The 23,099-nt window shown below is 59.6% G+C and carries 24 protein-coding genes; 11 read left to right on the top strand and 13 right to left on the bottom strand.

What is annotated here, in order from left to right:
• Positions 1–159: 159 nt before the first annotated feature.
• Both APH41_RS09075 and APH41_RS09070 read right to left on the bottom strand, forming a co-directional pair.
• Positions 160–720 carry a type 1 glutamine amidotransferase domain-containing protein gene (locus APH41_RS09075; RefSeq protein WP_003191729.1) on the bottom strand — a complete coding sequence of 187 codons (561 nt, stop codon included), beginning with the start codon at positions 718–720 and terminating at the stop codon, positions 160–162.
• A gap of 30 nt (positions 721–750) precedes the next feature.
• On the bottom strand, positions 751–1,254 hold the full coding sequence (locus APH41_RS09070) for a DUF4142 domain-containing protein (RefSeq protein ID WP_054918543.1): 504 nt from the start codon (positions 1,252–1,254) through the stop codon (positions 751–753).
• Between the two features lie 196 nt (positions 1,255–1,450).
• Between APH41_RS09070 and APH41_RS09065 the strand changes: the two genes are divergently transcribed.
• A complete protein-coding gene (locus APH41_RS09065; RefSeq protein WP_054897760.1) occupies positions 1,451–1,660 on the top strand; it encodes a hypothetical protein in 210 nt (69 codons plus the stop codon).
• 177 nt (positions 1,661–1,837) lie between these two features.
• Positions 1,838–2,632: a class II aldolase/adducin family protein gene (locus tag APH41_RS09060; RefSeq protein WP_054918541.1), complete on the top strand. Its 795-nt coding sequence runs from the start codon at positions 1,838–1,840 to the stop codon at positions 2,630–2,632.
• Positions 2,633–2,756: 124 nt separating this feature from the next.
• On the opposite strand, the gene APH41_RS09055 is transcribed toward APH41_RS09060, so the two are convergent.
• Positions 2,757–3,602, bottom strand: a complete 846-nt coding sequence (locus APH41_RS09055) for a helix-turn-helix domain-containing protein (protein WP_054897762.1) — start codon at positions 3,600–3,602, stop codon at positions 2,757–2,759.
• Between the two features lie 109 nt (positions 3,603–3,711).
• Here APH41_RS09055 and APH41_RS09050 point away from each other — a divergent pair, with 109 nt between their 5' ends.
• The 3 genes from APH41_RS09050 (at position 3,712) to glsB (ending at position 5,504) form a co-directional block, all read left to right on the top strand.
• Positions 3,712–4,122 carry a hypothetical protein gene (locus APH41_RS09050; protein ID WP_034125714.1) on the top strand — a complete coding sequence of 137 codons (411 nt, stop codon included), beginning with the start codon at positions 3,712–3,714 and terminating at the stop codon, positions 4,120–4,122.
• 73 nt (positions 4,123–4,195) lie between these two features.
• A complete protein-coding gene (locus APH41_RS09045; RefSeq protein WP_014718790.1) occupies positions 4,196–4,540 on the top strand; it encodes a hypothetical protein in 345 nt (114 codons plus the stop codon).
• 55 nt (positions 4,541–4,595) lie between these two features.
• The gene (gene glsB, locus APH41_RS09040; protein ID WP_014718789.1) at positions 4,596–5,504 is read left to right on the top strand and encodes a glutaminase B; all 909 of its coding nucleotides are present in this window, start codon (positions 4,596–4,598) and stop codon (positions 5,502–5,504) included.
• Between the two features lie 215 nt (positions 5,505–5,719).
• On the opposite strand, the gene APH41_RS09035 is transcribed toward glsB, so the two are convergent.
• The 5 genes from APH41_RS09035 to APH41_RS09010 form a co-directional block, all read right to left on the bottom strand.
• Complete coding sequence (locus tag APH41_RS09035) at positions 5,720–5,959, bottom strand: DUF6124 family protein (protein WP_054918539.1); 240 nt, start codon at positions 5,957–5,959, stop codon at positions 5,720–5,722.
• A 675-nt stretch (positions 5,960–6,634) separates the two neighbouring features.
• Positions 6,635–7,444, bottom strand: coding sequence for a PDZ domain-containing protein (locus APH41_RS09030; protein ID WP_054918537.1), 810 nt, complete (start codon positions 7,442–7,444; stop codon positions 6,635–6,637).
• 402 nt (positions 7,445–7,846) lie between these two features.
• A complete protein-coding gene (gene mddA / locus APH41_RS09025) occupies positions 7,847–8,614 on the bottom strand; it encodes a methanethiol S-methyltransferase (protein WP_054918535.1) in 768 nt (255 codons plus the stop codon).
• Between the two features lie 449 nt (positions 8,615–9,063).
• A complete protein-coding gene (locus APH41_RS09015; protein ID WP_054918531.1) occupies positions 9,064–10,311 on the bottom strand; it encodes a saccharopine dehydrogenase family protein in 1,248 nt (415 codons plus the stop codon).
• 28 nt (positions 10,312–10,339) lie between these two features.
• The gene (locus APH41_RS09010; RefSeq protein WP_005787689.1) at positions 10,340–11,437 is read right to left on the bottom strand and encodes a carboxynorspermidine decarboxylase; all 1,098 of its coding nucleotides are present in this window, start codon (positions 11,435–11,437) and stop codon (positions 10,340–10,342) included.
• Positions 11,438–11,781: 344 nt separating this feature from the next.
• Here APH41_RS09010 and metE point away from each other — a divergent pair, with 344 nt between their 5' ends.
• Entirely contained in the window at positions 11,782–14,070 is a 2,289-nt protein-coding gene (gene metE / locus APH41_RS09005; RefSeq protein ID WP_054918529.1) for a 5-methyltetrahydropteroyltriglutamate--homocysteine S-methyltransferase, read from the top strand.
• 247 nt (positions 14,071–14,317) lie between these two features.
• Here metE and APH41_RS09000 read toward each other — a convergent pair whose 3' ends face one another.
• The gene (locus APH41_RS09000; protein ID WP_054897771.1) at positions 14,318–15,472 is read right to left on the bottom strand and encodes a DUF1624 domain-containing protein; all 1,155 of its coding nucleotides are present in this window, start codon (positions 15,470–15,472) and stop codon (positions 14,318–14,320) included.
• Between the two features lie 71 nt (positions 15,473–15,543).
• Here APH41_RS09000 and APH41_RS08995 point away from each other — a divergent pair, with 71 nt between their 5' ends.
• Positions 15,544–16,086: a DUF924 family protein gene (locus APH41_RS08995; protein ID WP_054897772.1), complete on the top strand. Its 543-nt coding sequence runs from the start codon at positions 15,544–15,546 to the stop codon at positions 16,084–16,086.
• On the opposite strand, the gene APH41_RS08990 is transcribed toward APH41_RS08995, so the two are convergent.
• Positions 16,083–17,522, bottom strand: a complete 1,440-nt coding sequence (locus tag APH41_RS08990; protein ID WP_054918527.1) for a hypothetical protein — start codon at positions 17,520–17,522, stop codon at positions 16,083–16,085. The genes APH41_RS08995 and APH41_RS08990 overlap by 4 nt on opposite strands.
• Positions 17,523–17,668: 146 nt before the next feature.
• Between APH41_RS08990 and yfcF the strand changes: the two genes are divergently transcribed.
• The gene (yfcF, locus tag APH41_RS08985) at positions 17,669–18,301 is read left to right on the top strand and encodes a glutathione transferase (RefSeq protein WP_054918525.1); all 633 of its coding nucleotides are present in this window, start codon (positions 17,669–17,671) and stop codon (positions 18,299–18,301) included.
• Here yfcF and APH41_RS08980 read toward each other — a convergent pair.
• Positions 18,260–18,544 carry a hypothetical protein gene (locus tag APH41_RS08980; protein WP_034125707.1) on the bottom strand — a complete coding sequence of 95 codons (285 nt, stop codon included), beginning with the start codon at positions 18,542–18,544 and terminating at the stop codon, positions 18,260–18,262. The two genes, yfcF and APH41_RS08980, sit on opposite strands and share 42 nt — an antisense overlap.
• Positions 18,545–18,681: 137 nt before the next feature.
• Between APH41_RS08980 and APH41_RS08975 the strand changes: the two genes are divergently transcribed.
• Both APH41_RS08975 and APH41_RS08970 read left to right on the top strand, forming a co-directional pair.
• Complete coding sequence (locus tag APH41_RS08975) at positions 18,682–19,326, top strand: hypothetical protein (protein ID WP_054897774.1); 645 nt, start codon at positions 18,682–18,684, stop codon at positions 19,324–19,326.
• A 46-nt stretch (positions 19,327–19,372) separates the two neighbouring features.
• A complete protein-coding gene (locus APH41_RS08970; protein WP_034125705.1) occupies positions 19,373–19,714 on the top strand; it encodes a hypothetical protein in 342 nt (113 codons plus the stop codon).
• 171 nt (positions 19,715–19,885) lie between these two features.
• Here the strand turns inward: APH41_RS08970 and APH41_RS08965 are convergent, their stop codons facing one another.
• On the bottom strand, positions 19,886–20,632 hold the full coding sequence (locus APH41_RS08965; protein ID WP_020301789.1) for a creatininase family protein: 747 nt from the start codon (positions 20,630–20,632) through the stop codon (positions 19,886–19,888).
• Between the two features lie 30 nt (positions 20,633–20,662).
• Positions 20,663–21,391, bottom strand: a complete 729-nt coding sequence (locus APH41_RS08960; RefSeq protein ID WP_019817186.1) for a murein L,D-transpeptidase catalytic domain family protein — start codon at positions 21,389–21,391, stop codon at positions 20,663–20,665.
• Between the two features lie 39 nt (positions 21,392–21,430).
• On the opposite strand from APH41_RS08960, the gene APH41_RS08955 reads away from it, so the two are divergent.
• Positions 21,431–23,032, top strand: coding sequence for a murein L,D-transpeptidase (locus APH41_RS08955; RefSeq protein WP_054918523.1), 1,602 nt, complete (start codon positions 21,431–21,433; stop codon positions 23,030–23,032).
• Positions 23,033–23,099: the final 67 nt, after the last annotated feature.

Here is a 23,099-nt window from a genome sequence, read left to right as displayed (position 1 = left end):
AGCTTGCTCCCGCTGGGGCGCGAAGCGGCCCCAAAAATGGGACTGCTACGCAGTCCAGCGGGAGCAAGCTCCCTCGCCACAAGTCACTGGTTGTCTGCTCGAGCTCTTAACTGACTGGCATTAGCCCATGGGGCGCCTGTTTTCATTGCGGTCAACCGATCAGCCGCCGACGGCCTTGGCAATCGCCTCATTGAACGCCGGTAGATCGTCCGGCGTGCGCGAGGTGATCAAGGTCCAGCCATTGGCCTGGCACTCTTTAACCTCGGCATCCACCACGCCGGCAGCGCCGGCGTTTTCAAGGTCGATGCGCACGCTTTTATAGGCGGTCAGGGTTTTGCCCTTGACCACGCCAGCGTCGATCAGGGTCCATGGCCCGTGGCAGATCGCCGCGATGGTCTTGCCGGCCTGCACGAACTCATTGATCAAGCGCAGCGCGGCGGCATCCTGGCGCAGTGTATCGGCATTCACTGTACCGCCCGGGATGACCAGCGCATCGAAGTCGGCGCTGACAACATCCGACAGTTGCACGTCTGATTCCACGGTCTGGTCTTTTTCCGTGTCGCCGACAAATGTCTGGGTTGTGCCGCCTTTGCTGGAGGCGTGCGTCACGGTCGCGCCGTAGCCACGCAGTGTCTCCAGAGGCTTGAGCAACTCGTCGCGCTCGATGCCGGTGTTGGAGGTGATGACGAGGATGTGCTTGCCGTTGAGTTGCGAGCTCATGGTCGAGTGTCTCCTTGGGTCATGGATGGATTAATGGGCGTATTTGGTTTGCAGTTCCTTGGCCATTTTCAGGTGGGCTTCAAGGGTGGGCAGGGTCTTGGTGGCGAAGGCTTTCAGCTCGGGATTGTCCGAGGAGGCCGCTTCTTTCTTGAACAGTTCGACGGTTTTTTCATGGGCCGCTACCTGGTTGTTGGCATAGGCCTTGTCGAAGGATTCATCGCGCATTTGCAGGATGGCTTTCTTCGCCTGGTCGGTGAGCGCAGCGTCATCGGGTACTTCGATATCGAGTTTTTTCGCCAGGGCCATCAGTTCCTGATTGGCCTTGGTGTGGTCTGTGACCATATGCTGGGCGAAGGTCTTTACGTCCGCCGAGCTGCTTTTTTCCAGGGCCAGCTTGCCCGCTTCCACCTCGGTGATACCGCCCTCGGCGGCGTTGTCGACAAAGTCGTTGGAGGTCGCCGCCATCGCGGTGGAAATCGAGCCTGCAATCAGCATGAAGGTAAGGCCCATCGGTTTCATCAGTCGAGTTTTCATGGTGTCTCTCCTTGGAAATGGCGGGATGCCGTTACCTGACTGTTGAATCGAGAGGCGGGTAAAAGGTTTAAAATTTTTTGCGCTTTTTTGCCCAGCGGTGAGGCGAGGCAATTGACTTGAACCAATCCGGATTCGCAGGGTTCTGCTGCATAGGGCCGCCATCTCAGGGGCCTGCCACTGCCAGGAGGATTGCACTGTGACTGATCGTAAAACCGCCGATAAAACCCCCGACCCCGTCAGCTCTGAAGACGCGCAAAAAGGTAATGCCGAGACCACCAAAGGGCAGACGCTTGAACCTGCGAACCCCAAGACTGAAACCATCGACAAAGTCGTGACGCCGACCTCGATCAAGGACATTGAACGGCAAACGGATGCAATCAACGAGAAACTCAACAACGGGCGTTGAACCTTCTGAGTTGATCGGTGGAAAAGGAACGAGATCCTGTGGCGGCCTGAAAGCTGCCACTGCTACTTTTTATAAAAAAATATAATAATTAGCTTAGATTAAAATGTGCTTTTTATTATTTATGACCATCCCCTAGTCTTGCCTGGAAGTCCCTTAGGTCATCCAGGAAGATTTGCCATGAGTAGCGTCACGCCGATTTCCAGTGTGTTGAGCAATGTGCGCCAGCGGGTCACACCGCAAGAGTGGGAGGTGCGAGTCAAGTTGGCCGCGGCCTACCGACTGGCGGCGTTGTACAAGTGGACCGATCATATCTACACGCATTTCTCGGCGCGGGTGCCAGGGCCCGAGGCGCATTTCCTGATCAATGCTTTCGGGCTGTTGTTCGACGAAATCAGCGCCTCCAACCTGGTCAAGGTCGATCTGGACGGCACCCTTGTCGATGACCCTACGGGCCTGGGGATCAACTACGCCGGCTATGTGATCCACAGCGCCATCCACGGCGCACGCCATGATTTGCAAGCGGTGCTGCACACCCACACCCGCGACGGTATTGCGGTGTCGGCGCAGAAGCAAGGGTTGTTGCCGATCTCCCAGCACGCTATAGCATTCTCGGGGCGTGTGGCTTACCACGGTTACGAAGGCGTGGCGCTGGACCTGGACGAGCGTGAACGGCTGGTGGCGGATTTGGGCGACAAGAGTGTGATGATCCTGCGTAACCACGGCTTGTTGACGGGCGGCGTCAGCGTCGAGCATGCCTTCCAGCAACTACAAAGCCTGGAGCGGGCCTGCAACATCCAGATTGCGGCACAGGCAGCGGGGAATGCCGAGTTGATCTTCCCACCGGCTGACGTGGTGGCCAAGGTCGAGCAGCAGGCCAAGGTGTTCAGCAATGGCGAAGGCCCGGGCGTGGCGCGGCATTGGAATGCGCTGGTGCGCCAGCTTGAGCGTACCGATACCGACTACAAGAACTGAGTCGGGTGGATTGTTCCCACGCTCTGCGTGGGAACACAGCCTAGGATGCTCTGCGTCCCTAAGCGTGACGCGGAGCGGCACACGAGGCATTCCCACGCAGAGCGTGGGAACGATCATCAAAACCTCACGTCAAGGCGATAGTTGACACGTTGCTGTGCGGCCCGACGGTACTGGCTCGGTCTGCCAGGTAACGCGCCGGCGGTTGGCCCATGGCCTTGCGGAACATGGTGATAAACCCGCTGGCATTTTCATAACCCAGGTCCAGCGCCACGCTCTGCACACTCTCGCCGTTAGCCAGGCGCTGCAGTGAAAGGATTACATGCAACTGCCGGCGCCAGCGACCGAAGCTCAGGCCGATCTCTTCCAGCAGCAGGCGGGTCATGCTGCGTTCGCTCATGCCGATGCGCACGGCCCATTCGCCCAGGGTCGATTTGTCGCCGGGGTTGGCCAATAAGCTGGTGGCCAGCCGATGCAAGCGAGGGTCCTGGGGCATGGGCAAATGCAGGGCCTCGAGGGGGGCCAAGGCCAACTCGTCGAGTAACGTCGCCACCAGCCGGCCCGGGGCGCCGTCTTCGTCGTAGAGCTGCGGGAAGCTGACCGCCTTGCCGATCAATTCGTGCAGCAATGGCGACACCGACAGCGTGCAACATTGCCGGGGCAGGGCGCTGGCGGCGTCCGGGCTGATCAACAGGCAATATACATCTGCTTCGCCAGCGCCACGGGCCGCGTGGGTCACACCGCCGGGAATCCACAATGCGCATTGCGGCGGCACGATCCAGATACCCGCCTCGATCACACAATGCACCACGCCGCGCAAGGTGTAGATCAATTGCCCGTGTTGATGGTGGTGAGGGATATGTTCCCAGCGTTCGGACGTACTCGAGGCGCCCACTGCAACAATCGAGCGAGGGATCGCGGCGGCGTCCCGGACCCGGCAGGGGTCGTATTGGTCGAGGCGGTGATGAACCATGCTGATAACTGCCTTGGCTGGATTGCGAAATATTCTGGCTATTCTATGCAATGCTGTCCAGCGTCATGCGCCCTATGATGAGAACCAATCTCATCAAAGGAGCTTTGCCATGCGACTCGACAGTTCAACTTTCCCGGTGGTGAAAATCTTTTTCGACGCGCCTAGCGAGGGAGCGCCGGAAGACGCCTTCCTGACATTCGAACGTCTGCTGGCGCGTGAGCAGCCCTTCTTGCTGCTGCACGAAAAGGCCGTGGATGAGAACAATCACGAACACGCCCACGAAGAGCGCAAGCGCGCTTCTATCTGGATGAAGAAAAACAAGGCTGCCTTGCGCGCTTACGTCAAAGGCATGATCCAGGTGGAGCCCAGCGCTGCCAAGCGCCTGGCCCTCAAGCCCTTTGCCGTGACGTTCGGCAAGGCCTGGGGTTACCCGCTGCTGGTGGTGGAGTCCAAGGATCGCGCCTGGGCGTTGGCCCAGGATGTGCTGGATGCAGAAGTGTCGGATGTGGCGTATTTCTGAGCCTGGCCAAAGCTCGACAGCGTCCACAATTGAACTACCTTGATTGACGAGCCTTCCCACTCGGTACTCAAGCATGCGCACTTTATGGACGCGGTACCTGGCGTTGCTGGAAAACGACCTGAGCACGCAGATTTTCGACAATGTTAAAAACCTATTGGTCTGCGCGTTGTTGTTTGCGGCGGGGACCAACGCGCTGGTGGGACCGCGCGAGTTGCTGATCGGTATCTTCGCCTCCAGCGTCGCGGGCTGGGGCTTGATTGTGCTGTCCACGGTGCTGATGCTGTTGAACGTCAGCGACGGCATCCGCCGCCTGGCCAAGTTGCGTTATCACTTGGCGTTGCAACTGTTGTTGATCCTGATCTACGTGGTGATTGCCGAGCGGGTGGTAGAGATTGTGTGGGTGTTGCGCGCCCATTGACGTATCCTCCGCGGCTCGTTTACCACTGATTCGAACAAAGATGACAGGACAAGCTATGCAGGCGCTGCTGGAGTCGATCCTCGACGAAGTGCGCCCCTTGATCGGCCTCGGCAAAGTCGCCGATTACATTCCCGCGCTGGCCGACGTGCCCGCCAACCAACTCGGCATCGCGGTATACGGCAACGACGGCACGGCCTACTGCGCTGGAGATGCAGACACGCTGTTTTCGGTGCAAAGCATTTCCAAGGTCTTCAGCCTGGTGCAGGCCATCGACCATGGCGGCGAATCCATCTGGGAGCGCTTGGGCCACGAGCCCTCGGGGCAGCCGTTCAACTCCATGGTGCAGCTGGAATTCGAGCGTGGCCGCCCGCGCAACCCCTTTATCAACGCTGGCGCGCTGGTGATCTGCGACATCAACCAGTCACGCTTCGCCGTGCCGATTCTGTCGATGCGCGACTTTGTACGGCGCCTGTCGGGCAACCCGCAGATCCTGGTCAACAGCGTCGTGGCCGAATCTGAAGCCCAGCATGGTGCGCGCAATGCGGCCATGGCCTACCTGATGAAGTCGTTCGGCAACTTTCATAACGATGTGGACGCGGTGCTGCACAGCTACTTCAACTATTGCGCGTTGCAGATGAGCTGCCTGGACCTGGCCCGAGCGTTCAGCTTCCTGGCCAATGAAGGCGTGAGTGCCCACAGTGGCGAGCAGGTGCTGACGGCGCGCCAGACCAAGCAAGTGAACTCGATCATGGCCACCAGCGGGCTGTATGACGAGGCGGGCAATTTTGCATACCGCGTGGGCCTGCCGGGCAAGAGCGGGGTCGGCGGCGGGATCGTCGCGGTGGTGCCGGGGCAGTTTACGGTGTGCGTATGGTCGCCGGAGCTGAACGCAGCGGGCAATTCGCTGGCGGGGATGAAGGCGTTGGAATTGTTGAGTGAGCGGATTGGGTGGTCGGTGTTTTGAACTCGGTCCCCCTGTGGGAACTGGCTTGCCTGCGATAGCGGTTTTTCAGTGCTGGATGTGCTGGCTGACACAGCGCCATCGATCACTGTAGGAGCGAGCTTGCTCGCGAAAAACGCCCAGGCTCTGCGGTCATCCAGGTTGCCCGCGTCATCGTTGACGATCTTCGCGAGCAAGCTCGCTCCTACAGTGGTTAAGGGCGCGGCGCGAGCATCAGGTCAAGTGGCTGGGTGGGTGTCATCCCGAGCCTTGTCCACGAGCAACTGCACACCTTCGAGCATGCGGCAGATGCCCAGCGCTACGTTGCGTTGGGTACCGTCGATTTCAAAGGCAAGATGAGTAGCGATGTCATTGATGGAGGCTAGATCCTGGGAGGCGTTGATCAGCAGGGTTTCGGTGCCTAGGCCGGGGCGCACGTTGAAGAGTTGTTCTGGTGGGTTGGGGCTGTCTTTGATCATGGTGAAACTCCAAGGGATATGGAGCTGCCACGGTTCGCGGTCAAACGAATTAGGGTGGCAGCTATACGCGGGTTGACCGACCGGTCCCAAGGAGCCCGGCATACCCGGAGGTATCCCGCGTACAGCTGCCGCGACACGATACAGCAGGCGTAAAGAAAACGCCTGATTCGATGTGGCACAGATGCAGTTGGGAGTCGGACGGTCAAATCCGGCCGCTGAATTGGCAGCGACGGCCCAGAGGTTAGTCAGTGAAGTTCCGAGCGACAACCTGAAACAGCTGTGGGAAATATCCTAACGCCGCAAATCCTCTGTGGGAGCTGGCTTGCCGGCGATAGCGGTTTTTCAGCGCCGCATATGCTGGCTGACACAGCGCCATCGCAGGCAAGCGAGCTCCCACATTTGATCTCTATTGTTCGTTGAACTGTAGGAGCGAGCTTGCTCGCGAAAAAAGCCCAGGCCCTGCGGTCATCCAGGTTATCTGCGTTATCGTTGATGATCTTAACGAACAAGCTAAGGTTGGCTATGGGCTTGTTCAGCCGCGGCACAGTCGTTCTACCGATAGCGTTCACCATAGCGCCACGCCTTGCGGGGCGCACTTTCTGGTGCCAATGCAGAGCTTGGAAGTGATCACTGCCTAGGCCGATGGGTAGGCGCTATCTGACTGGTGATCAAGCGTCAATTGTTGAGTTGGATTGATTTCTCGAAAGCCTTACCTTTGCGGGTTAGGGACAAATTGATGACTTGACCTTTCTTCGCATTAATCAAGCTCGATAGATGAGCCGCACTGCTGATGCGCTGGCCATCAAGCTTCTCTATAGTATCTCCGATCAGTAAGTCGGCTTTGAAAGCGGGTGAGTCATCGGAAACCATCGTGATTTTCACGCCATAGTTCGTCTGACGAGACTGACGTTCTGCTTCATCCAGTTCAATAGTGGCTGCGCCAAGGATGATATGTGCTTTGACAAAGTAGAGTGCGCCATAGGCTACTTGCTTCTGGGTAATCGGCACGTAATCCGTTGTAGTACCGTATGTCGAGGTGGTTGCCGAACCGTTCAGTTTGCCTGCCGTGACTGACGTAACAGAAGTGCTGGATGTAGGTCTGGATACTTTCGTCGTGGTAGTCGTGGTGCCTTGGTATTGCGGTTCGATAATGATTACTAGATCAGCCTTAATGGCCTTTGCCTGATCAATAGCTTGTTGTTCAGGAATCGGCATGGACGAATTGAATTCGGATTTACCAACAGCTGCGTATCCACGACGGAACCAAGTTCTTGCGACGTTTTCGTAGGTGCTTAGTGTGGCATGGTCGATTATCGGCACAGCGGGGGGCGGCCCTGAGCGCTCTGCCGCGATGATTTCTGGCGTGAATCCATTTGCCGACTGGTAATACTGCGTATAGCCATTAAGAGGTGGCGCCATTTTACAGCCTGCTAAACCTATAAAAAGAGCAGCAAGCGCCAGGGGCTTGAATGGGCGAGGAGTCATTTATCAACATCCTTGTTTATGTGGTGGGTTGATGGCGAATATCCGATGATACCAAAATAGTATCTCGGATTATCAAATCGCTTTTTTTTACCTTCGTTGATTTCGAGGTCGATGCTCGCCCAAACTAAAAGTGTGCCCCTTCAGATGCATTTTTTGCTCTGTCAGCTATCGCTTGTAGGCGATTGCATCCTAAGCCCGATCGCCATTTCTGTTTCTACTTCGAGTCAGCAAGCCCGTCACATCCAGCGTTGGGAGGAGTGGCTCGGCCAGCAGCTCCTTGACGTTGGACATGTACTTCGTGTTCCACTCGTTACACGCAACCAGCAGCGCAGCAGCTACCGATGAAATATATGCCCTGGATTTGAGTGCATTCCCACGCAGAGCGTGCGACACACTCGAGCGCTAACGACGGGGCCTGTTGAGGCGTGGCACAATCATGCCCACCTCACGCTGATAGCGCCGATACCGCTCACCAAACAGCGCCACCAAATCCCGTTCTTCGAAACGGGCGCCGATGAAGAGATACACCGACATCCCCAGGGCAAACAGCAGATGCCCTACGGTCATATGCGGCGTTGCCCAAAAGGCGATCAGGAAGCCCAGGTACAGCGGATGACGCACGACTTTGTAGAGCAGCGGCGTCCTGAATGTCAGGCCTGAGGGTGGGGCGTTGCGCCAACGATCAATGGCCTGCTTCAGCCCGAACAACTCGAAGTGACTGATCAAACAGGTTGCCAGCACCACAATGCCCCAGCCCAGCCAGAACAGGCCGCTCAGCAATGCCTTGGCCCAGGCGGCGTCAACTTCCCAAACGGTGTGCGTAATAGGCCGCCACTGCCAGAACAGCAGCGCGAGCATCAGGCTGGAGAGCAACACATAGGTGGAACGCTCCACCGCTGCCAGGGCGAAGACTGCCAGCCAGCGCTTGAAGCGTTTACGCGCCATGGTGCTGTGCCGGACGCCAAACACAATGATCAGTGACGCATTGATCATGAGTGCCAGCGCCCAGTCGATGCGTGCGCCGGACTCGATGTGTTTGGGTACGACCACAGCCCCCACGAAGCCCATCATGTACAGCAGGGTGAATAAGAACACCAGGTAGCAGCAGGTGCTATAGACCAGGCCAGCCAAGCGTGCCGTGAGGGTGTTTGAAGAGGTTTGCCGTTTCATGGACGATTCCTTTCGCACATGGTGAATGGGTGAGCCAATCTATGACGGGCTCGCTCAGACTAACGGCATTCCCCTAGGCGGTAACCTGTTGGAATTGACAGTTGCAAGAGCGATTGGCGATCTAACGGACCTTCAACCTATCCAACAAGCTATACCAGGCCACGCCTGCGCCAATATGAGCCCCCGTGCTGTGGCAGTGCTCAAGGGCGCGGAATAATTCGGCGCGGAACCTGGAGTGAGCCGAAGCCCCGGATACACCGGCGACTCATTGTGGGAGCTGGCTTGCCTGCGATGGCGGTGGTTCAGTGGAAAAATCATTGACTGACAAACCGCCTTCGCAGGCAAGCCCGCTCCCACATTTTGAATCTGTATTGTTCTTTGAGCTGTGGGTGAGCCCAAACAAAAAATGCGCCCCTTGGGGCGCATTCTTTTGCTCGGTCAGCTATGGCCTATGAGGCCGTCGCATCCCAGGCCCGATCACCGTTTTCGTCTTTGATCCGAGTCGGTAAGCCCATCACATCCAGCGCCTTGAGGAACGGCTCGGCCGGTAGTTCCTCGACGTTGGCCATATGCTTCACATCCCACTCGCCACGCGCCACCAGCAGCGCAGCGGCTACCGGTGGTACGCCTGCGGTGTAGGAGATGCCCTGGCTGTCGGTCTCGGCATAGGCCTCTTCGTGATCAGCCACGTTGTAGATGAACATCTCACGCGGTTGGCCATCCTTGGTGCCTTTGACCAGGTCACCGATGCAGGTCTTGCCGGTGTAGCCCGGGGCGAGCGAGGACGGGTCGGGCAGCACGGCCTTGACCACTTTCAACGGCACCACTTCCAGGCCTTCGGCGGTCTTGACCGGCTGTTCGGAAAGCAGGCCGAGGTTTTTCAGCACGGTGAACACGTTGATGTAGTGTTCGCCGAAGCTCATCCAGAAACGCACGTTGGGCACGTCGAGGTTTTTCGACAGCGAGTGCACTTCATCGTGGCCGGTGAGGTAGAGGTTCTGCGAACCGACTACCGGCAGGTCGTCGGTGCGTTTGACTTCGAACATGGTGTTGCTGGTCCACTGGCTGTTCTGCCAGCTCCACACCTGCCCGGTGAATTCGCGGAAGTTGATTTCCGGATCGAAATTGGTGGCGAAGTATTTGCCATGGGAGCCGGCATTGACGTCGAGAATGTCGATCGAATCAATGCGGTCGAAATGCTGTTGCTGCGCCAGCGCGGCATACGCGTTGACGACACCTGGGTCGAAGCCCACGCCAAGGATGGCGGTGATGTTCTTCTGTTTGCACTCTTGCAGGTGGTTCCACTCGTAGTTGCCGTACCACGGCGGGGTCTCGCAGACCTTGCCCGGCTCTTCGTGGATGGCGGTGTCGAGGTAAGCCACGCCCGTGTCGATGCAGGCACGCAGTACCGACATGTTGAGGAAGGCGGAGCCGACGTTGATGACGATCTGCGAATCAGTCTCGCGGATCAAGGCCTTGGTCGCTTCCACGTCCAGGGCGTTCAGCGCGAAGGCTTGGATATCGGCGGGAACCTTGAGGCTACCCTTGGCCTTGACGCTGTCGATGATGGCCTGGCATTTGGAGATGTTGCGCGACGCGATAGCAATACGACCGAGTTCGTCGTTGTGCTGCGCGCACTTGTGGGCCACCACCTTGGCGACACCTCCTGCACCAATGATAAGAACGTTCTTTTTCAATTGCTTTATCTCTCCTTTATCCGCCAGCTCAGGACAGGCTGGACAGGTAGTCGTCGTAACCAAATTCACGAACCACCTCGACTGTACCGTCGAGTTGTTTCACTACGATGGACGGCATTTTCAGGCCGTTGAACCAGTTTTTCTTGACCATGGTGTAGCCTGCGGTGTCGATGAACGACAGCCGATCGCCGATGGCCAGCGGACGATCAAATTGATACTCGCCGAAGATGTCCCCGGCCAGGCAGGATTTGCCGCACACCATGTAGGTGTGTTCACCCTCGCTCGGCGCCAGTTTGGCGTTGAGGCGGTAGATCAGCAGGTCCAGCAGGTGGGCTTCGATGGAGCTGTCGACCACGGCGAGGTTCTTGCCGTTGTAGAGAGTGTCGAGCACGGTGACTTCCAGGGAGGCGCTGTTGGTGATCGCCGCTTCGCCGGGTTCCAGGTAGACCTGCACGCCGTACTTCTCGGAGAACGCTTTGAGCCGTGCGCAGAATGCATCCAGTGCATAGCCTTCACCGGTGAAATGGATGCCGCCGCCGAGGCTGACCCACTTGACCTTGTGCAGCAGTTCACCGAAGCGTTCCTCGATGGTGCCGAGCATCTTGTCGAACAGGCTGAAGTCACCGTTCTCGCAGTTGTTGTGGAACATGAAACCGGAGATCTGATCGATCACGCCATCGATCTTCACCGGGTCCCACTCGCCCAGGCGGCTGAACGGGCGCGCCGGGTCGGCCAGCAGGTAGTCAGAGCTGCTCACCTGCGGGTTCACACGCAGGCCGCGGGTCTTGCCTTCGCTGCGTTCGGCAAAACGCTGCAGCTGGCTGATGGAGTTGAAGATGATCTTGTCGCAGTTCTCCAGCATCTCTTCGATTTCATCGTCGGCCCAGGCCACGCTGTAGGCGTGCGCTTCGCCTTCGAACTTCTGGCGACCGAGCTTGAGCTCATACAGCGACGACGAGGTGGTGCCGTCCATGTATTGCTGCATCAAGTCGAATACCGACCAGGTGGCAAAGCACTTGAGCGCCAGCAGAGCCTTGGCGCCGGACTGTTCGCGCACGTAGGCAATCTTCTGCATGTTGACCAGAAGCTTCTGTTTATCGATGAGGTAGTACGGCGTTTTGATCATTTTTGAGAGCCTGCGGCGGTGCCTGCCAAAAAAGGACACGCATTGTGCCCGCACTTGGAACAGATCGAAAGGTTAGCCGGCGGATTTTGCGCGCCACGTTAAGCATAGGGCGTAAGTATGACCGTTCATAAGAATCATGCCGCCTCCTGTGGGAGCGCTCGAGCCTAAGCGAGGCCGCGATGACGGCCGTCCTGGCACCCCACACATCAACAATAGCGCCGCGAATATCATGCTTACCTGAACATGAGTAAATCTTGTGATGATCTAGAACAGAATGAGTTTGTCTCAAGACACCCCTCTGCCGACAATGACCGCCATCAATCACACCATCGGAGTTGTAAGTCATGGCAGTCGCTCATTCCCTCGGGTTTCCGCGCATTGGACGCGATCGTGAACTGAAAAAAGCGCAGGAAGCGTTCTGGAAGGGTGAGCTCGACGAAGCCGGCCTGCGCGCCGTTGGCCGTGATTTGCGCAGTACCCACTGGGCGCTGCAACAGCAAGCCGGTATCGAACTGTTGCCGGTCGGTGATTTCGCCTGGTACGACCAGGTGCTGACCCATTCGTTGATGTTCGGTGTGGTCCCTGAGCGGTTCCGCCCGGCGGATGGCCAGGCCACGTTGCATACCTTGTTCGCCATGGCCCGTGGCGTCAGTGACAGCTGCTGCGGCGGTGCCCATGCCCAGGAGATGACCAAGTGGTTCGACACCAACTATCACTACCTGGTGCCGGAGTTCAGCGTCGATCAGCAATTCCACCTGGCGTGGGACCAACTCTTCGAAGAGGTCCAGGAAGCCCTCGACCTGGGGCACAGCGTCAAGCCCGTGGTGATCGGCCCGCTGACCTATTTGTGGCTGGGCAAGGCCAAGGGCGCTGACTTCGACAAGCTCGACCTGCTCGAGCGACTGCTGCCGCTGTATGGCCAGATCTTCCAGCGCCTGGCCGAATTGGGCGTTGAGTGGGTGCAGATCGACGAGCCAATCCTGGCGCTCGATCTGCCCCAGGACTGGAAGAACGCTTTTGAGCGCGCCTATAACCTGATCCAGCGCGACCCGCTGAAAAAATTGGTGGCCACTTACTTCGGCGGCCTGGAAGAAAACCTTGGCCTGGCTGCCAACCTGCCGGTGGATGGCCTGCATATCGACCTGGTGCGTGCGCCGGACCAGTACCCGACCATCCTCGATCGCCTGCCAGCGTACAAGGTGCTGTCCCTGGGCGTGGTCAACGGCCGAAACGTGTGGCGTTGCGACCTGGAAAAAGCCCTGGCCACCTTGCAGCATGCCCATGAGAAGTTGGGCGATCGCCTGTGGGTCGCGCCGTCCTGCTCGCTGCTGCACAGCCCGGTGGACCTGGAGCGGGAAGATCAGTTGGATGCCGAGCTGAAAAGCTGGCTGGCCTTCGCCGTGCAGAAGTGCGCGGAAGTGGCGCTACTGGCCAAGGCCGTTGATCAGCCCCAAGCCCCTGGCGTACTCACCGCCCTGGCTGCGAGCCGCGCGGTGCAGGCAGCTCGTGCTGCATCGCCACGCATTCACAAGCCTGCCGTTCAAGCTCGTGTAGCGGCCATCACTGCACGGGACAGCCAGCGCCAGTCGCCGTTTGCCCAGCGCATCGAAAAGCAACGGGCCGGCCTTAACTTGCCGCTGTTCCCGACCACCACCATCGGCTCGTTCCCACAGACCGCGTCGATCCGCCTGGCGCGTCAGTCGTACAAGGCCGGCAAGTTGAGCGAAGCCGAATATATCGAAGCCATGCACAGTGAGATCAAGCACGCTGTCGAGGTGCAGGAAAATCTCGGCCTGGACGTGTTGGTGCACGGTGAAGCCGAGCGTAACGACATGGTCGAGTACTTCGCCGAACAACTGGATGGCTACGCGTTCACCCGGTTCGGCTGGGTGCAGAGCTATGGTTCGCGCTGTGTGAAACCCGCAGTGATTGTCGGTGACCTGAGCCGCCCGAACGCCATGACCGTGGAGTGGATTCGCTATGCCCAAGGCCTCACCGACAAGGTGATGAAGGGCATGCTCACAGGCCCGGTGACCATGTTGATGTGGTCGTTCCCACGGGAAGACCTGAGCCGCGAAGTGCAGGCCCGGCAACTGGCCCTGGCGATTCGTGACGAAGTGGTGGACCTGGAAGCGGCCGGCATCAAGATCGTGCAGATCGACGAAGCGGCTTTTCGTGAGGGCTTGCCGTTGCGCCAGGCGCAGTGGCAGCACTACCTGGACTGGGCGACTGAGGTGTTTCGTTTGTGCGCGAGTGGCGTGGGCGATGAAACCCAGATCCACACCCACATGTGCTACAGCGAGTTCAACGATGTGATCGAGTCCATCGCCGCCATGGATGCCGACGTGATCACCATCGAGACCTCACGCTCGGACATGGAGCTGCTCGACGCGTTCGAAGCCTTCGCCTACCCGAATGAGATCGGCCCGGGGGTCTACGACATCCACTCGCCACGGGTGCCGGATGCCTCGGAAATGGCCAACTTGCTGCGCAAGGCCGCCAAGCGGATTCCGGCAGAGCGCTTATGGGTGAACCCCGATTGCGGCTTGAAGACGCGGGGCTGGCCGGAGACCGAGGCGGCGCTCATTCATATGGTCACCGCCGCTCGGCAACTGCGTGCCGAACTGGCCTGATTCCTGAGCCTGGCGCGGTTAAAACTGTGGGAGCGGGCTTGCTCGCGAATGCGGTCTTTCAGTCACAGCAGCAGTGGCTGACACACCGCATTCGCGGGCAAGCCCGCTCCCACAGGGGATCTGTGGCAGGCGCTGATTGTGTGGGCGATGCGTAACCAGTGTGGGAGCTGGCTTGCCTGCGAAAGCGGTGGTCCAGTTAAACATTCAGTGACTGACACACCGCCCCGCACAATTAGCCTGCATCAGGTCAGAGGTATTTGAGCCACGCCAGATCCCGCCGCCGTGCTTTCAGGCCGGCGAACCAACGCACGGGCAAGTACAGGGCAATCGGCAACAGCAGCGCTGCCAACCACACCGCACCGATATCGTCGAAGCCAAAGTAAGTGCCATGGTTGAGGCCAAACAGCGCAACGCAGGCTACATAGAGGATTTTCAATACATAGAGGTGCAACAGATAAAAGAACATCGGCGCCGCGCCGAACACCGCCAGCACGCCGATCCAGCGCTTATGCCCGGCGCGTTCAAACGCCAGCAGCAACAGCAAGCCAATCCCCAGGGTCAACGCCAGGAACAACAGCGAAGGCGGGTACTTGGTGATATTGAAAAAGCTCATCAGCGTCAGCACGCTGCTGTCATACGCCTGCCAAGGCTGCTCGCCATAGCCGTTGAGCGCTCGCAACAACCCAAAGCCCACCAACGCGCCCACCCCTGCGACCAGTAAATAACGCTGACGCACAGCCGGCAGCGTGGCATTGGCAAACCATGGCCCGAGGCCGTAACCCAGGGCAATCACACCGATCCATGGCAGCACCGGGTAGGTGGTGCGCAGGCGCAGGTTTTCAGAGACTTCAATCCAGGTGCGTTCATGCAGGATGGCCCACGGCACATGCAACATCGAACCCGCTGCGAAGTGCAGCCCATCGAGCAGGTTGTGCCCGGCGATAATCACCAGCGCCAAGCCGATCAGCCAGGCACGCGGTAGCCAGACCAACGCGGCGAGGGCGATCATGCTGATGCCGATGGCCCAGATCACTTGCATGTAGATCACGCTGGGCGGCAGTTGGAAGGTCCACGCGAAGTTGACCAGGGTGAATTCCAGCACCACCAGGAACAGCCCGCGCTTGAACAAGAATGCCGACACGTCGCGACGACCTTGATATTTCTGACCGTACAGCCAAGCCGACAAACCGGTGAGCAGCACAAACACCGGCGCACACAAGTGAGCCAGGGTGCGGCTGAAAAACAACGCAGGCTCGGTGCTGTCTATGCTCATGGGGTCGCTGACCTGGCGGTGCAGCAGGAAGGTTTCACGCACGTGGTCCAGCAACATGAACAGGATCACCAGGCCGCGCAGGGCGTCGATGGACAGCAGGCGTTTGCGTAAAGTCATAGCGTCAGTCATAAGTTAAGGATCACACGCAGGCAAAATATTGACGTTATTCTATAACATTAAGCGAGGCGCTGATGACAAGCATGACCCCACACTCGGCCGAAGCTGTAATCGCGTTCTGGAAACAGGCGGGGCCCAAGCGTTGGTTCGCCAAGGACGAGGGGTTCGATAGGGACTTTCGCGATAGATTCAACGCGGCTCATATGCAGGCTGCACGGCGTGAACTCGAAGGTTGGTTGACCACGGCGGATGGCGCGCTGGCGTTATTGATCCTGCTGGATCAGTACCCGCGCAACGCCTTTCGCGGCACGGCGCATATGTTCGCCACCGACCCGCTGGCGCGGTTTTATGCGCGAAAGATGGTGGACGCGGGATTGGATCAACAGGTTGAACCTCAGTTGCGCGCGTTCTGCTATTTGCCTTTTGAACATTCGGAAGACCCGCAGGACCAGCAACGCTCCCTGGCCCTGAACCAGCAGTTGGATGCCAGCACCTACCACTGGGCCAAGGAGCATGCCGACATCATCGAGCGGTTCGGGCGGTTTCCCCATCGTAATGGGGTGTTGGGCAGGGCGAGCACCGATGAAGAACTCGCCTTCCTCAAGGCCGGTGGCTTCGCCGGTTAGGCGTGTTCTGGCGCCAGGCTCTGCTGGGTGGCGACACGGCGAAACCGCCGCACGCCCTTGAGGTCTATCGCCCACCGCAACGCTTCAGTGGCTGAAGGACGCGGGCCTTGGGTGATCGCCTGTTCATCCTTGCCCAGTGCGTCGAGGTAACCCTGGGCACCGCCGCGTTCGCTCCAATAGTGAGTATGGCTGAGCCAGGACTTGGCCAGCCAGCCTTTGCCGTTGCCCACGGTCACCGGCAAGTCCAGCACGCCGCCGCCCATCACGGGCTTGACCGGGCCGCTGACGATGTCGCCGAACAGGCCGAAGGGGGCAGGGAAGTACAGGTTGGTCCAGCGCGTGACGGCAAAGGCTGCGGCGTGGTGCAGGTAGTGCGGGGTGAAGGGCTTTTGGCCGAGCATCAGCGGTTGGCGGGCGTTGTAGCCGTAGCCTTGGGTGTCTTCGGTCGGCGGGCAGGCCGGGGCTTCGCGGCGTCCCATGCGCTGTTTGAAGTCACTGACGCTGCGGCCCAGCAACAGGCTGGCGTGGGCCATCGGGCTGCCGACCGTGACTAGGTCGGTGATGCGCCAGGGGTTGCCCAGGCCGCGCTGTTCGGCAAAAGCTTCGGTCTGTTGCTGACGAAAATTCAACAGGCTGCTTAGGCTGCCGTCCAGCAAGGCGCCGGCTGCGGGCAGGGCCTCCTTGACCACCGGTTGCAGCGGTTCGCGGTTGGCATAACGGGCTGCCAGCTCACGGTTGCTGGGGGTCAGTTGGGTCAGTTTGTCGTGGTACTCATGCCAGAGGTAGCCGACGATGTCATAGGCAATCACGCTGCCCAAACTGTGGCCCACGACGATGATGCGCTCGTAGTCACCCTGATTGTGCAGAGCGCGCAGCAGGTCGACACCATCAGCACGGATCTGCTCGCGCACCATCACGTTTTGCGGGTTGGGGCTGAGGTAGCGTGCGGCGTCTCCCAGGTAGGCCAGCGCCGAATAGCGCAGCGCCAGTCCCATTGCCGCGAGCAGCAGGGGAATCAGCGCGAAGGGGTTGTCGCTAAGGGGCAATTGGCCCCAGGCCGTGGCCAATGTACCGCTGGCAACCAGCAGCAATAACACCAGCACCGTCCAGCGCGTGCTGCGCCAGATCGGCACGATGGCCTCGGGAATGTCGCGACGCGGGCGCTTGAAGATGTCCCACAGCCAGCCCAGCAGATGGCCGAACTTGGTGCCCTGCATCTTGTGGGCCCAGTAGTACTCATAGAAATCCGTCGAGGTACGGCCCGAGGCCTTCAGTACGCGCAGGTCGAAGTTGCGCGACAGCCGATCCGGCTTGCTCCAGTACAGAGGTGTGCCATCGGGGGTGTCCGTGGGGATCATCGCCTCGACAAAGCCGCGCAAGGTGTCCATTGGGCGCTGTTCGCCAATGCCGTGGATAACCACAACTGCTTGTTTCATGTGCTGTTCCTTCCTTGAAAATCAGCGTGAGCCATAATATTGCCACTAGCCGCGCTATTCCTGCCAGGAATGCCCCCATAAAAACCCTGCATTGTCTTTATCGGCCCTGATCTCGTAGCGTGATGCCTCACACCAGGAGATTGTCCATGAGCCAAGGCCCGCTGCACCTCTACGTTGATTCGCTGTTCACCAGCCCCTATGCCATGTCGGTGTTTGTCGCCTTGCGCGAAAAAGGCCTGGCGTTCGAGACCCTCACCCTGGACCTCGATGCCGGGCAGAACCAGGCGGCAGATTACGTCCAACGCTCCCTGACCCAGCGAGTGCCGACCCTGGTAGACGGTGATTTTGCGCTGTCGGAGTCTTCGGCCATCACCGAGTACCTGGACCAGGCCTACCCTGAGACCCGCGTGTACCCGGCGGATGTGCAGCAGCGGGCGAGGGCGCGACAGGTTCAAGCGTGGTTGCGCAGCGACCTGCTGCCGATTCGCCAGGAGCGCTCGACGCTGGTGGTGTTCTGCGGGCAGAAGAGGCCGCCGTTGTCAGCAGAGGCTCAAGCCGCCGCGACCAAGTTGATCACCGCGGCGCAAGCCTTGCTGGCGGATAACCGCGAGTACCTGTGCGGCCAGTGGTCGATTGCCGATGTGGACCTGGCGGTGATGCTCAATCGTCTGATCCTCAACGGTGACGCCATGCCAGCGCAGCTGGTGGCCTACGCGCAACGCCAGTGGCAGCGGCCGTCAGTGCGCGAGTGGGTCGAGCTGCGACGGCCCGCGCTCTAGCTCTGCCTGCTGGGCAACGCGCCGGTCGAGGTCTTCCCAATCGGCCATGCCCAACACGCGCATGGTGTTCAAACCACGCAAGTAGCCGCGCAGTTGCTCGGCGCTGGCGCTGCCTTTTGCGGCGTCGGCGTGTGAGTCCAGCAGCACGGTTTCGTACTCGACCAGGTAGTCGGCGACTCGCTCGCGAAACTCTGGCAGGACTGCCTCGCGAATACGATCGAAGATTTTCTGGTAGGGCTTCATGGCGGGTCCTTATAGATTTTATGGGCGGCCTGACACTATCGGTTCAAATGATAGTCACCATCAAGGATCACAAGTTCTGTTTTTTCGCCAAACGCGCAGAATCTGCACATCGAGACGCAGCTCAAGGAAAATGCGCGATGAGGACGATTATCCAGTTGGCTTTGATGGCCCTGATGCTGGGCACCGCGGTCATGACCACCCCGGCGATGGCCGATGACGTGCGTACAGGCCATTTGCTGCCACTGGTGGGTAGCGTAGACTCTCTGCAGCGTGCCCAGTCGGTGGGGGTGTTGTTCAGCGAAAACACCCGCGACAACCTCAGCTACCTTGAACGCTACCACGCCATGGCGCTGAACGGCGCCAAGGATGCCTTGGATGGGCGGATTCGCGAGGCGTTCGTCAACAGCTCCGACCCGGAACTGGCGATCGACTGGTTGATGCACTCGTTGCAGGGCACTTTTTTCTCGGTGACGGTTTATAGCAGCCTGGATGCCCTGGTGCAGGCGCACCCGGATGTGGTGGTGGTGCTCGATACCCATAACCAATTGCTGACCCAGCGTAATGACCGGGTCGAAGCACGCTTTGTCGCACGCTTCTACGACGCGAACCTGCAGTTTATCGCCAAGGCCGAAGGCTCGGTGGACAAGCACGTGCCGTCAGTGTGGGTGCACGACAAGGCGGCGCCGGAGATTGCTGCACTGATCGAGCAACAACGCGATGTACAGCAAGATGCCCTGAAGCAGTTCGATGCGTCGCTCAAGGCCCTGGTTCGCGCAGGTTGACCCGCGAATGGTTGTGAACCCTATTTGGTTATTTTCAGGAATGTTTATGCGCTCTTTCTTCGCCCCGGCCCTGGCTTGTGCTTCGTTATTGCTGACCGGCTGTATCACGGCGCCAAATGCCCCATCACTGACCCTGCAAACCAACAAGACCCCCGACGGCTATGTGCAATGCGTGTTGCCCAAGCTGGAAAAGCACGGCATCACCTCGACCGTCACCCAGAACTCGCGCCACGCCAAGGTGCTGCTGACCAGCAAGATTGCCGCCGATGATGTGCTGGAGGCCTACAAGTCCCAGGACGGCACCAAGGTCTTCCTGTACGAGCGCAAGCCGCTGGCTTCGGCGATCAAGCCATCGCGGCTGGAGCAGGCCGCACAGGATTGCAGATAAACCCAGGCACAACGCAAATCCAAAGGTGGGCGGGGGCAACTTCTGACACCCTGTAGGAGCGAGCTTGCTCGCGAAAGACGTCAACGGTAACGCGCGCCCCCTGAATAAACGCGGCGCCTATGATTTTTTCGCGAGCAAGCTCGCTCCTACAGGGTATTGGCCCCATTTGGATCAGGGTTTGGCTTCGTTGCTGAAGCTGTCGACAGTCTTGACCAATCCCTGCGCCGCCAATGCCACCAACTCACCGCCTTTCTCCACAGTAGCCAACGCCGGGTCCGAGCCCATGCGGCCGTCAGGGAAGCGCGCCCGGAAGTCCAGGGCCTCGCGGATCGGGCCGGTGTTGGCAATTCGTGGTGAGTAGTCGGCAGACTTGATCGCGTCCGGATACGCCCACTGCGTCACAGCAATTTCCGACGGCGTGGCGTGGCTGCCATGCCCGACCGGGAATTGACGCTGGGCTAGGTCAGTGACGCCTTCCAGGTCCCACCAGTTCACGAGCTTCAGCGCGAACCCGGCCGGGCGGCGGGCGAAGCTGGCTTCGGCGTACAGCTCGGAGAACGCCGCTTCAATCGTGGCGATGTTGCCGCCGTGGCCGTTCAGGAACAGGATCTTTTCGAAACCATGCCCGGCCAACGAGCGCACCCAGTCGCCAATTGCGGCGATAAAGGTGGAAGGGCGCAGGGAGATGGTGCCGGGAAAGCCCAGGTGGTGTTGAGCCATGCCGATATTGAAGGTCGGGCCGACCAGGATATCGGCGTGCTTCTGGGCGTGGTGGGCGATGATCTCCGGGCACATCCAGTCCGTGCCCAGCAGGCCGGTGGGGCCATGTTGCTCGTTGGAACCGATGGGAATCACCACCGTGCGGCTGCGTTCCAGGAACTGCCCGATTTCGATCCAGGTGGAGGTGTGTAGAAGCATGCGACGCTCTCTTTTATCTATGGGGACAGGCTATCCGCCACGGATTGTACGACTACTCGCCACCTGTTGGGGTTTGCAATTGAGGTAGGTCGACGACTTCAGCCAGCGCTGGTCGGGGTACCACGAAAACATGAACTGCCCGTCCTTGAGCTTGTCCACCACTTGACGGGCAACTTGCGGGCGCACGGCCGGGCAACCCTGGCTGCGGCCGATGCGGCCTTCGCGCTTGCTCCACAAAGGGCTGACGTAGTCGGCGGCATGAATCACGATGGCGCGGTCGCGTGCCTGGTCATTGAAGCCGGGTTCCAGACCGTCCATGCGCAGCGAGTAGCCATGGGCGCCCAGGTAGCTTTCCTGGGTGCGGAACAAGCCCAGGCTCGACTGGTGGCTGCCCTCGAGGTTGGAGAACTGGGTGGCGAAGTTTTCCCCGGACTTGGCGCCGTGGGCCACCAGGTCGCGTAATACCAGGGTCTTTTTGCGCAGGTCGAAGATCCACAGGCGACGGGCGGTCGAGGGCTGGGAGTAGTCAATAACCGCTAGGCGATCGGAACGTTCCTCGCCGTTATTGACCGCGCACTGTACGGCGCTCAGGGCGCTTTTCAGCACGGTGGGATTGAGTTCTGGAGCCGAGCGCGCCAGGCTGCTATACAGGGAAGGAGAGGTGCCATTGGCGGCGAGCGCAACATTGCTCAATAAAGCCAGGCACCCAGTGATCAAGCCCAGGCTGGTTAGCCTGAGCAGGCGTATAAAAGTCAGCATCTACAGTCGAGTCCCCGCTGTGGAGTGGAGCTAAGTCAATTGTTCAAAAAACACGCATGTTACTTGAGCATTTGCCTGCTCGTTGCACCATTGGTCGCTACAGCCGAAACGCTGCCGGTGGAGCCATTGCCCGTCACCACCCCTGCACCGGTCGCGCTGGCGCCACTGCAACAGGCGTTGGCCCAGTTGACCAGTGTCTGCCCGCACCTTGCGCCGCGTATCGATGCCGCCGCGTTGGTGCGCCTGCAAGCCTTTTACCTGCAGCAGGGCGATGCCCCGCTATGGTCGGCTGACGAACGCCGGCAAGCCTTGCACAGCCAGTTGCTGATGCTTGCCGACGATGGCCTGGACCCCACCCACTATAGCTTGCCTGCGGCGGATGCCACGGCCAACGTGCTGTGCAGCGATATCGCCAACAGCCAGCAGTACCTGCAAGCCCTGCAGGATTTGCATTACGGGCGCCTGCAGCAATCGCGCTTTGAGCCTCTATGGCATTCACAGCCGCCCAGTGGCGATCCTAATGCCGAGGTACTGGCGTTCGCCGCCACCGGCCTGCAAGACATGGCCCAAGCCTTCGATCAGGCGCGGCCCAGCGCTGATTTGTATCGCAGCCTGCGCAATGCCTACGCCGGCGTGCGCCAGCAACCGCTGCCCCATTGGGACCCGGTCGCCGAGGGCGCGTTGTTGCGCCCGGGGATGAACGACCCCCGCGTGCCGGAACTGGCGCGGCGCCTGCACAGCGGTGGCTACCTGGCTCAGTTGCCCAGTGGCAACGGCAAGCAATACCAGGGCGAACTGGTCAAAGCGGTGAAAGCGTTTCAGCTCAGCCACTCGTTGCAGGCCGACGGCGTGGTCGGCGCCGGCACCGTGGCCGAACTCAATATCAGCCCGGCGGTGCGTCGTGAACAGCTGCGCATCAACCTGGAGCGCTTCCGCTGGCTGGCCCAGGACCTGGAGCCTGAAGGTGTCGTGGTCAATGTGGCCGCCGCACAACTGAGCGTGTATCAGAGCGGCATCCCGGTGTGGCAAACCCGCCTGCAAGTAGGCCGTGCCGAACGCCAGACACCACTGCTCAAGTCGCGCATCACTCGGCTGACCCTCAACCCCACCTGGACCATCCCGCCGACCATCATGCGTGAGGACAAGCTGCCCGCCATCCGTCTCAACCCTGAATACCTGCGCCAGCAGAACCTGCAGGTGCTCGACGCCGAAGGTCACCCATTGACCCCCGACCAAGTCGACTGGGCACGCCCCGGCAATATCCTGCTGCGCCAGCAGGCCGGCCCGCGTAACCCGCTGGGCAAGATTGTGATGCGCTTTCCCAATCCGTATTCGGTGTACCTGCATGACACCCCCAGCCAGCCCTTGTTCACCAAGGGCCCACGGGCGTTCAGTTCGGGATGCGTGCGGGTCGAGCAACCGTTGTTATTGCGCGATCTGCTCGTAACGCCCGCCGAACGCACCCGCACCGATGAGCTGCTGGCGACCGGCGAAACCCATGAATTCAGGCTCGCCACGCCGGTACCGGTGCTGTTGGGGTATTGGACGGTAGAAGTGGATCGCCAGGGCGAGTTGGTGTACGCGCCGGATATTTATGCGCGTGACCCGGTGTTGATCAAGGCCATGGGCAGCGTGTTATAGCGTCAGATGGCTTGATATGAATGTAGGAGCGAGCTTGCTCGCGAAAAACGCCAACGATAACGCGTGC

The sequence above is a fragment of the Pseudomonas sp. NBRC 111138 genome, from assembly GCF_001320835.1.
Classification (GTDB): domain Bacteria; phylum Pseudomonadota; class Gammaproteobacteria; order Pseudomonadales; family Pseudomonadaceae; genus Aquipseudomonas; species Aquipseudomonas paracarnis.
The sequence above is the reverse complement of the archived record's forward strand: the minus strand, read 5'-3'. Positions and strand labels throughout refer to the sequence as shown.

What these genes read in the sequence shown, in the direction of transcription:
- APH41_RS08980 (WP_034125707.1), bottom strand. Translation starts at nt 18,544, where the DNA reads ATGAAGCCCTACCAGAAAATCTTCGATCGTATTCGCGAGGCAGTCCTG.
- APH41_RS08970 (WP_034125705.1), top strand. Translation starts at nt 19,373, where the DNA reads ATGCGCTCTTTCTTCGCCCCGGCCCTGGCTTGTGCTTCGTTATTGCTG.
- APH41_RS09035 (WP_054918539.1), bottom strand. Translation starts at nt 5,959, where the DNA reads ATGATCAAAGACAGCCCCAACCCACCAGAACAACTCTTCAACGTGCGC.
- APH41_RS08990 (WP_054918527.1), bottom strand. Translation starts at nt 17,522, where the DNA reads ATGAAACAAGCAGTTGTGGTTATCCACGGCATTGGCGAACAGCGCCCA.
- APH41_RS08960 (WP_019817186.1), bottom strand. Translation starts at nt 21,391, where the DNA reads ATGCTGACTTTTATACGCCTGCTCAGGCTAACCAGCCTGGGCTTGATC.
- APH41_RS09060 (WP_054918541.1), top strand. Translation starts at nt 1,838, where the DNA reads ATGAGTAGCGTCACGCCGATTTCCAGTGTGTTGAGCAATGTGCGCCAG.
- APH41_RS09050 (WP_034125714.1), top strand. Translation starts at nt 3,712, where the DNA reads ATGCGACTCGACAGTTCAACTTTCCCGGTGGTGAAAATCTTTTTCGAC.
- APH41_RS09000 (WP_054897771.1), bottom strand. Translation starts at nt 15,472, where the DNA reads ATGACTGACGCTATGACTTTACGCAAACGCCTGCTGTCCATCGACGCC.
- APH41_RS09055 (WP_054897762.1), bottom strand. Translation starts at nt 3,602, where the DNA reads ATGGTTCATCACCGCCTCGACCAATACGACCCCTGCCGGGTCCGGGAC.
- mddA (WP_054918535.1), bottom strand. Translation starts at nt 8,614, where the DNA reads ATGAAACGGCAAACCTCTTCAAACACCCTCACGGCACGCTTGGCTGGC.
- APH41_RS08975 (WP_054897774.1), top strand. Translation starts at nt 18,682, where the DNA reads ATGAGGACGATTATCCAGTTGGCTTTGATGGCCCTGATGCTGGGCACC.
- APH41_RS08965 (WP_020301789.1), bottom strand. Translation starts at nt 20,632, where the DNA reads ATGCTTCTACACACCTCCACCTGGATCGAAATCGGGCAGTTCCTGGAA.
- APH41_RS09045 (WP_014718790.1), top strand. Translation starts at nt 4,196, where the DNA reads ATGCGCACTTTATGGACGCGGTACCTGGCGTTGCTGGAAAACGACCTG.
- APH41_RS08995 (WP_054897772.1), top strand. Translation starts at nt 15,544, where the DNA reads ATGACCCCACACTCGGCCGAAGCTGTAATCGCGTTCTGGAAACAGGCG.
- APH41_RS09030 (WP_054918537.1), bottom strand. Translation starts at nt 7,444, where the DNA reads ATGACTCCTCGCCCATTCAAGCCCCTGGCGCTTGCTGCTCTTTTTATA.
- APH41_RS09070 (WP_054918543.1), bottom strand. Translation starts at nt 1,254, where the DNA reads ATGAAAACTCGACTGATGAAACCGATGGGCCTTACCTTCATGCTGATT.
- yfcF (WP_054918525.1), top strand. Translation starts at nt 17,669, where the DNA reads ATGAGCCAAGGCCCGCTGCACCTCTACGTTGATTCGCTGTTCACCAGC.
- metE (WP_054918529.1), top strand. Translation starts at nt 11,782, where the DNA reads ATGGCAGTCGCTCATTCCCTCGGGTTTCCGCGCATTGGACGCGATCGT.
- APH41_RS09010 (WP_005787689.1), bottom strand. Translation starts at nt 11,437, where the DNA reads ATGATCAAAACGCCGTACTACCTCATCGATAAACAGAAGCTTCTGGTC.
- glsB (WP_014718789.1), top strand. Translation starts at nt 4,596, where the DNA reads ATGCAGGCGCTGCTGGAGTCGATCCTCGACGAAGTGCGCCCCTTGATC.
- APH41_RS09075 (WP_003191729.1), bottom strand. Translation starts at nt 720, where the DNA reads ATGAGCTCGCAACTCAACGGCAAGCACATCCTCGTCATCACCTCCAAC.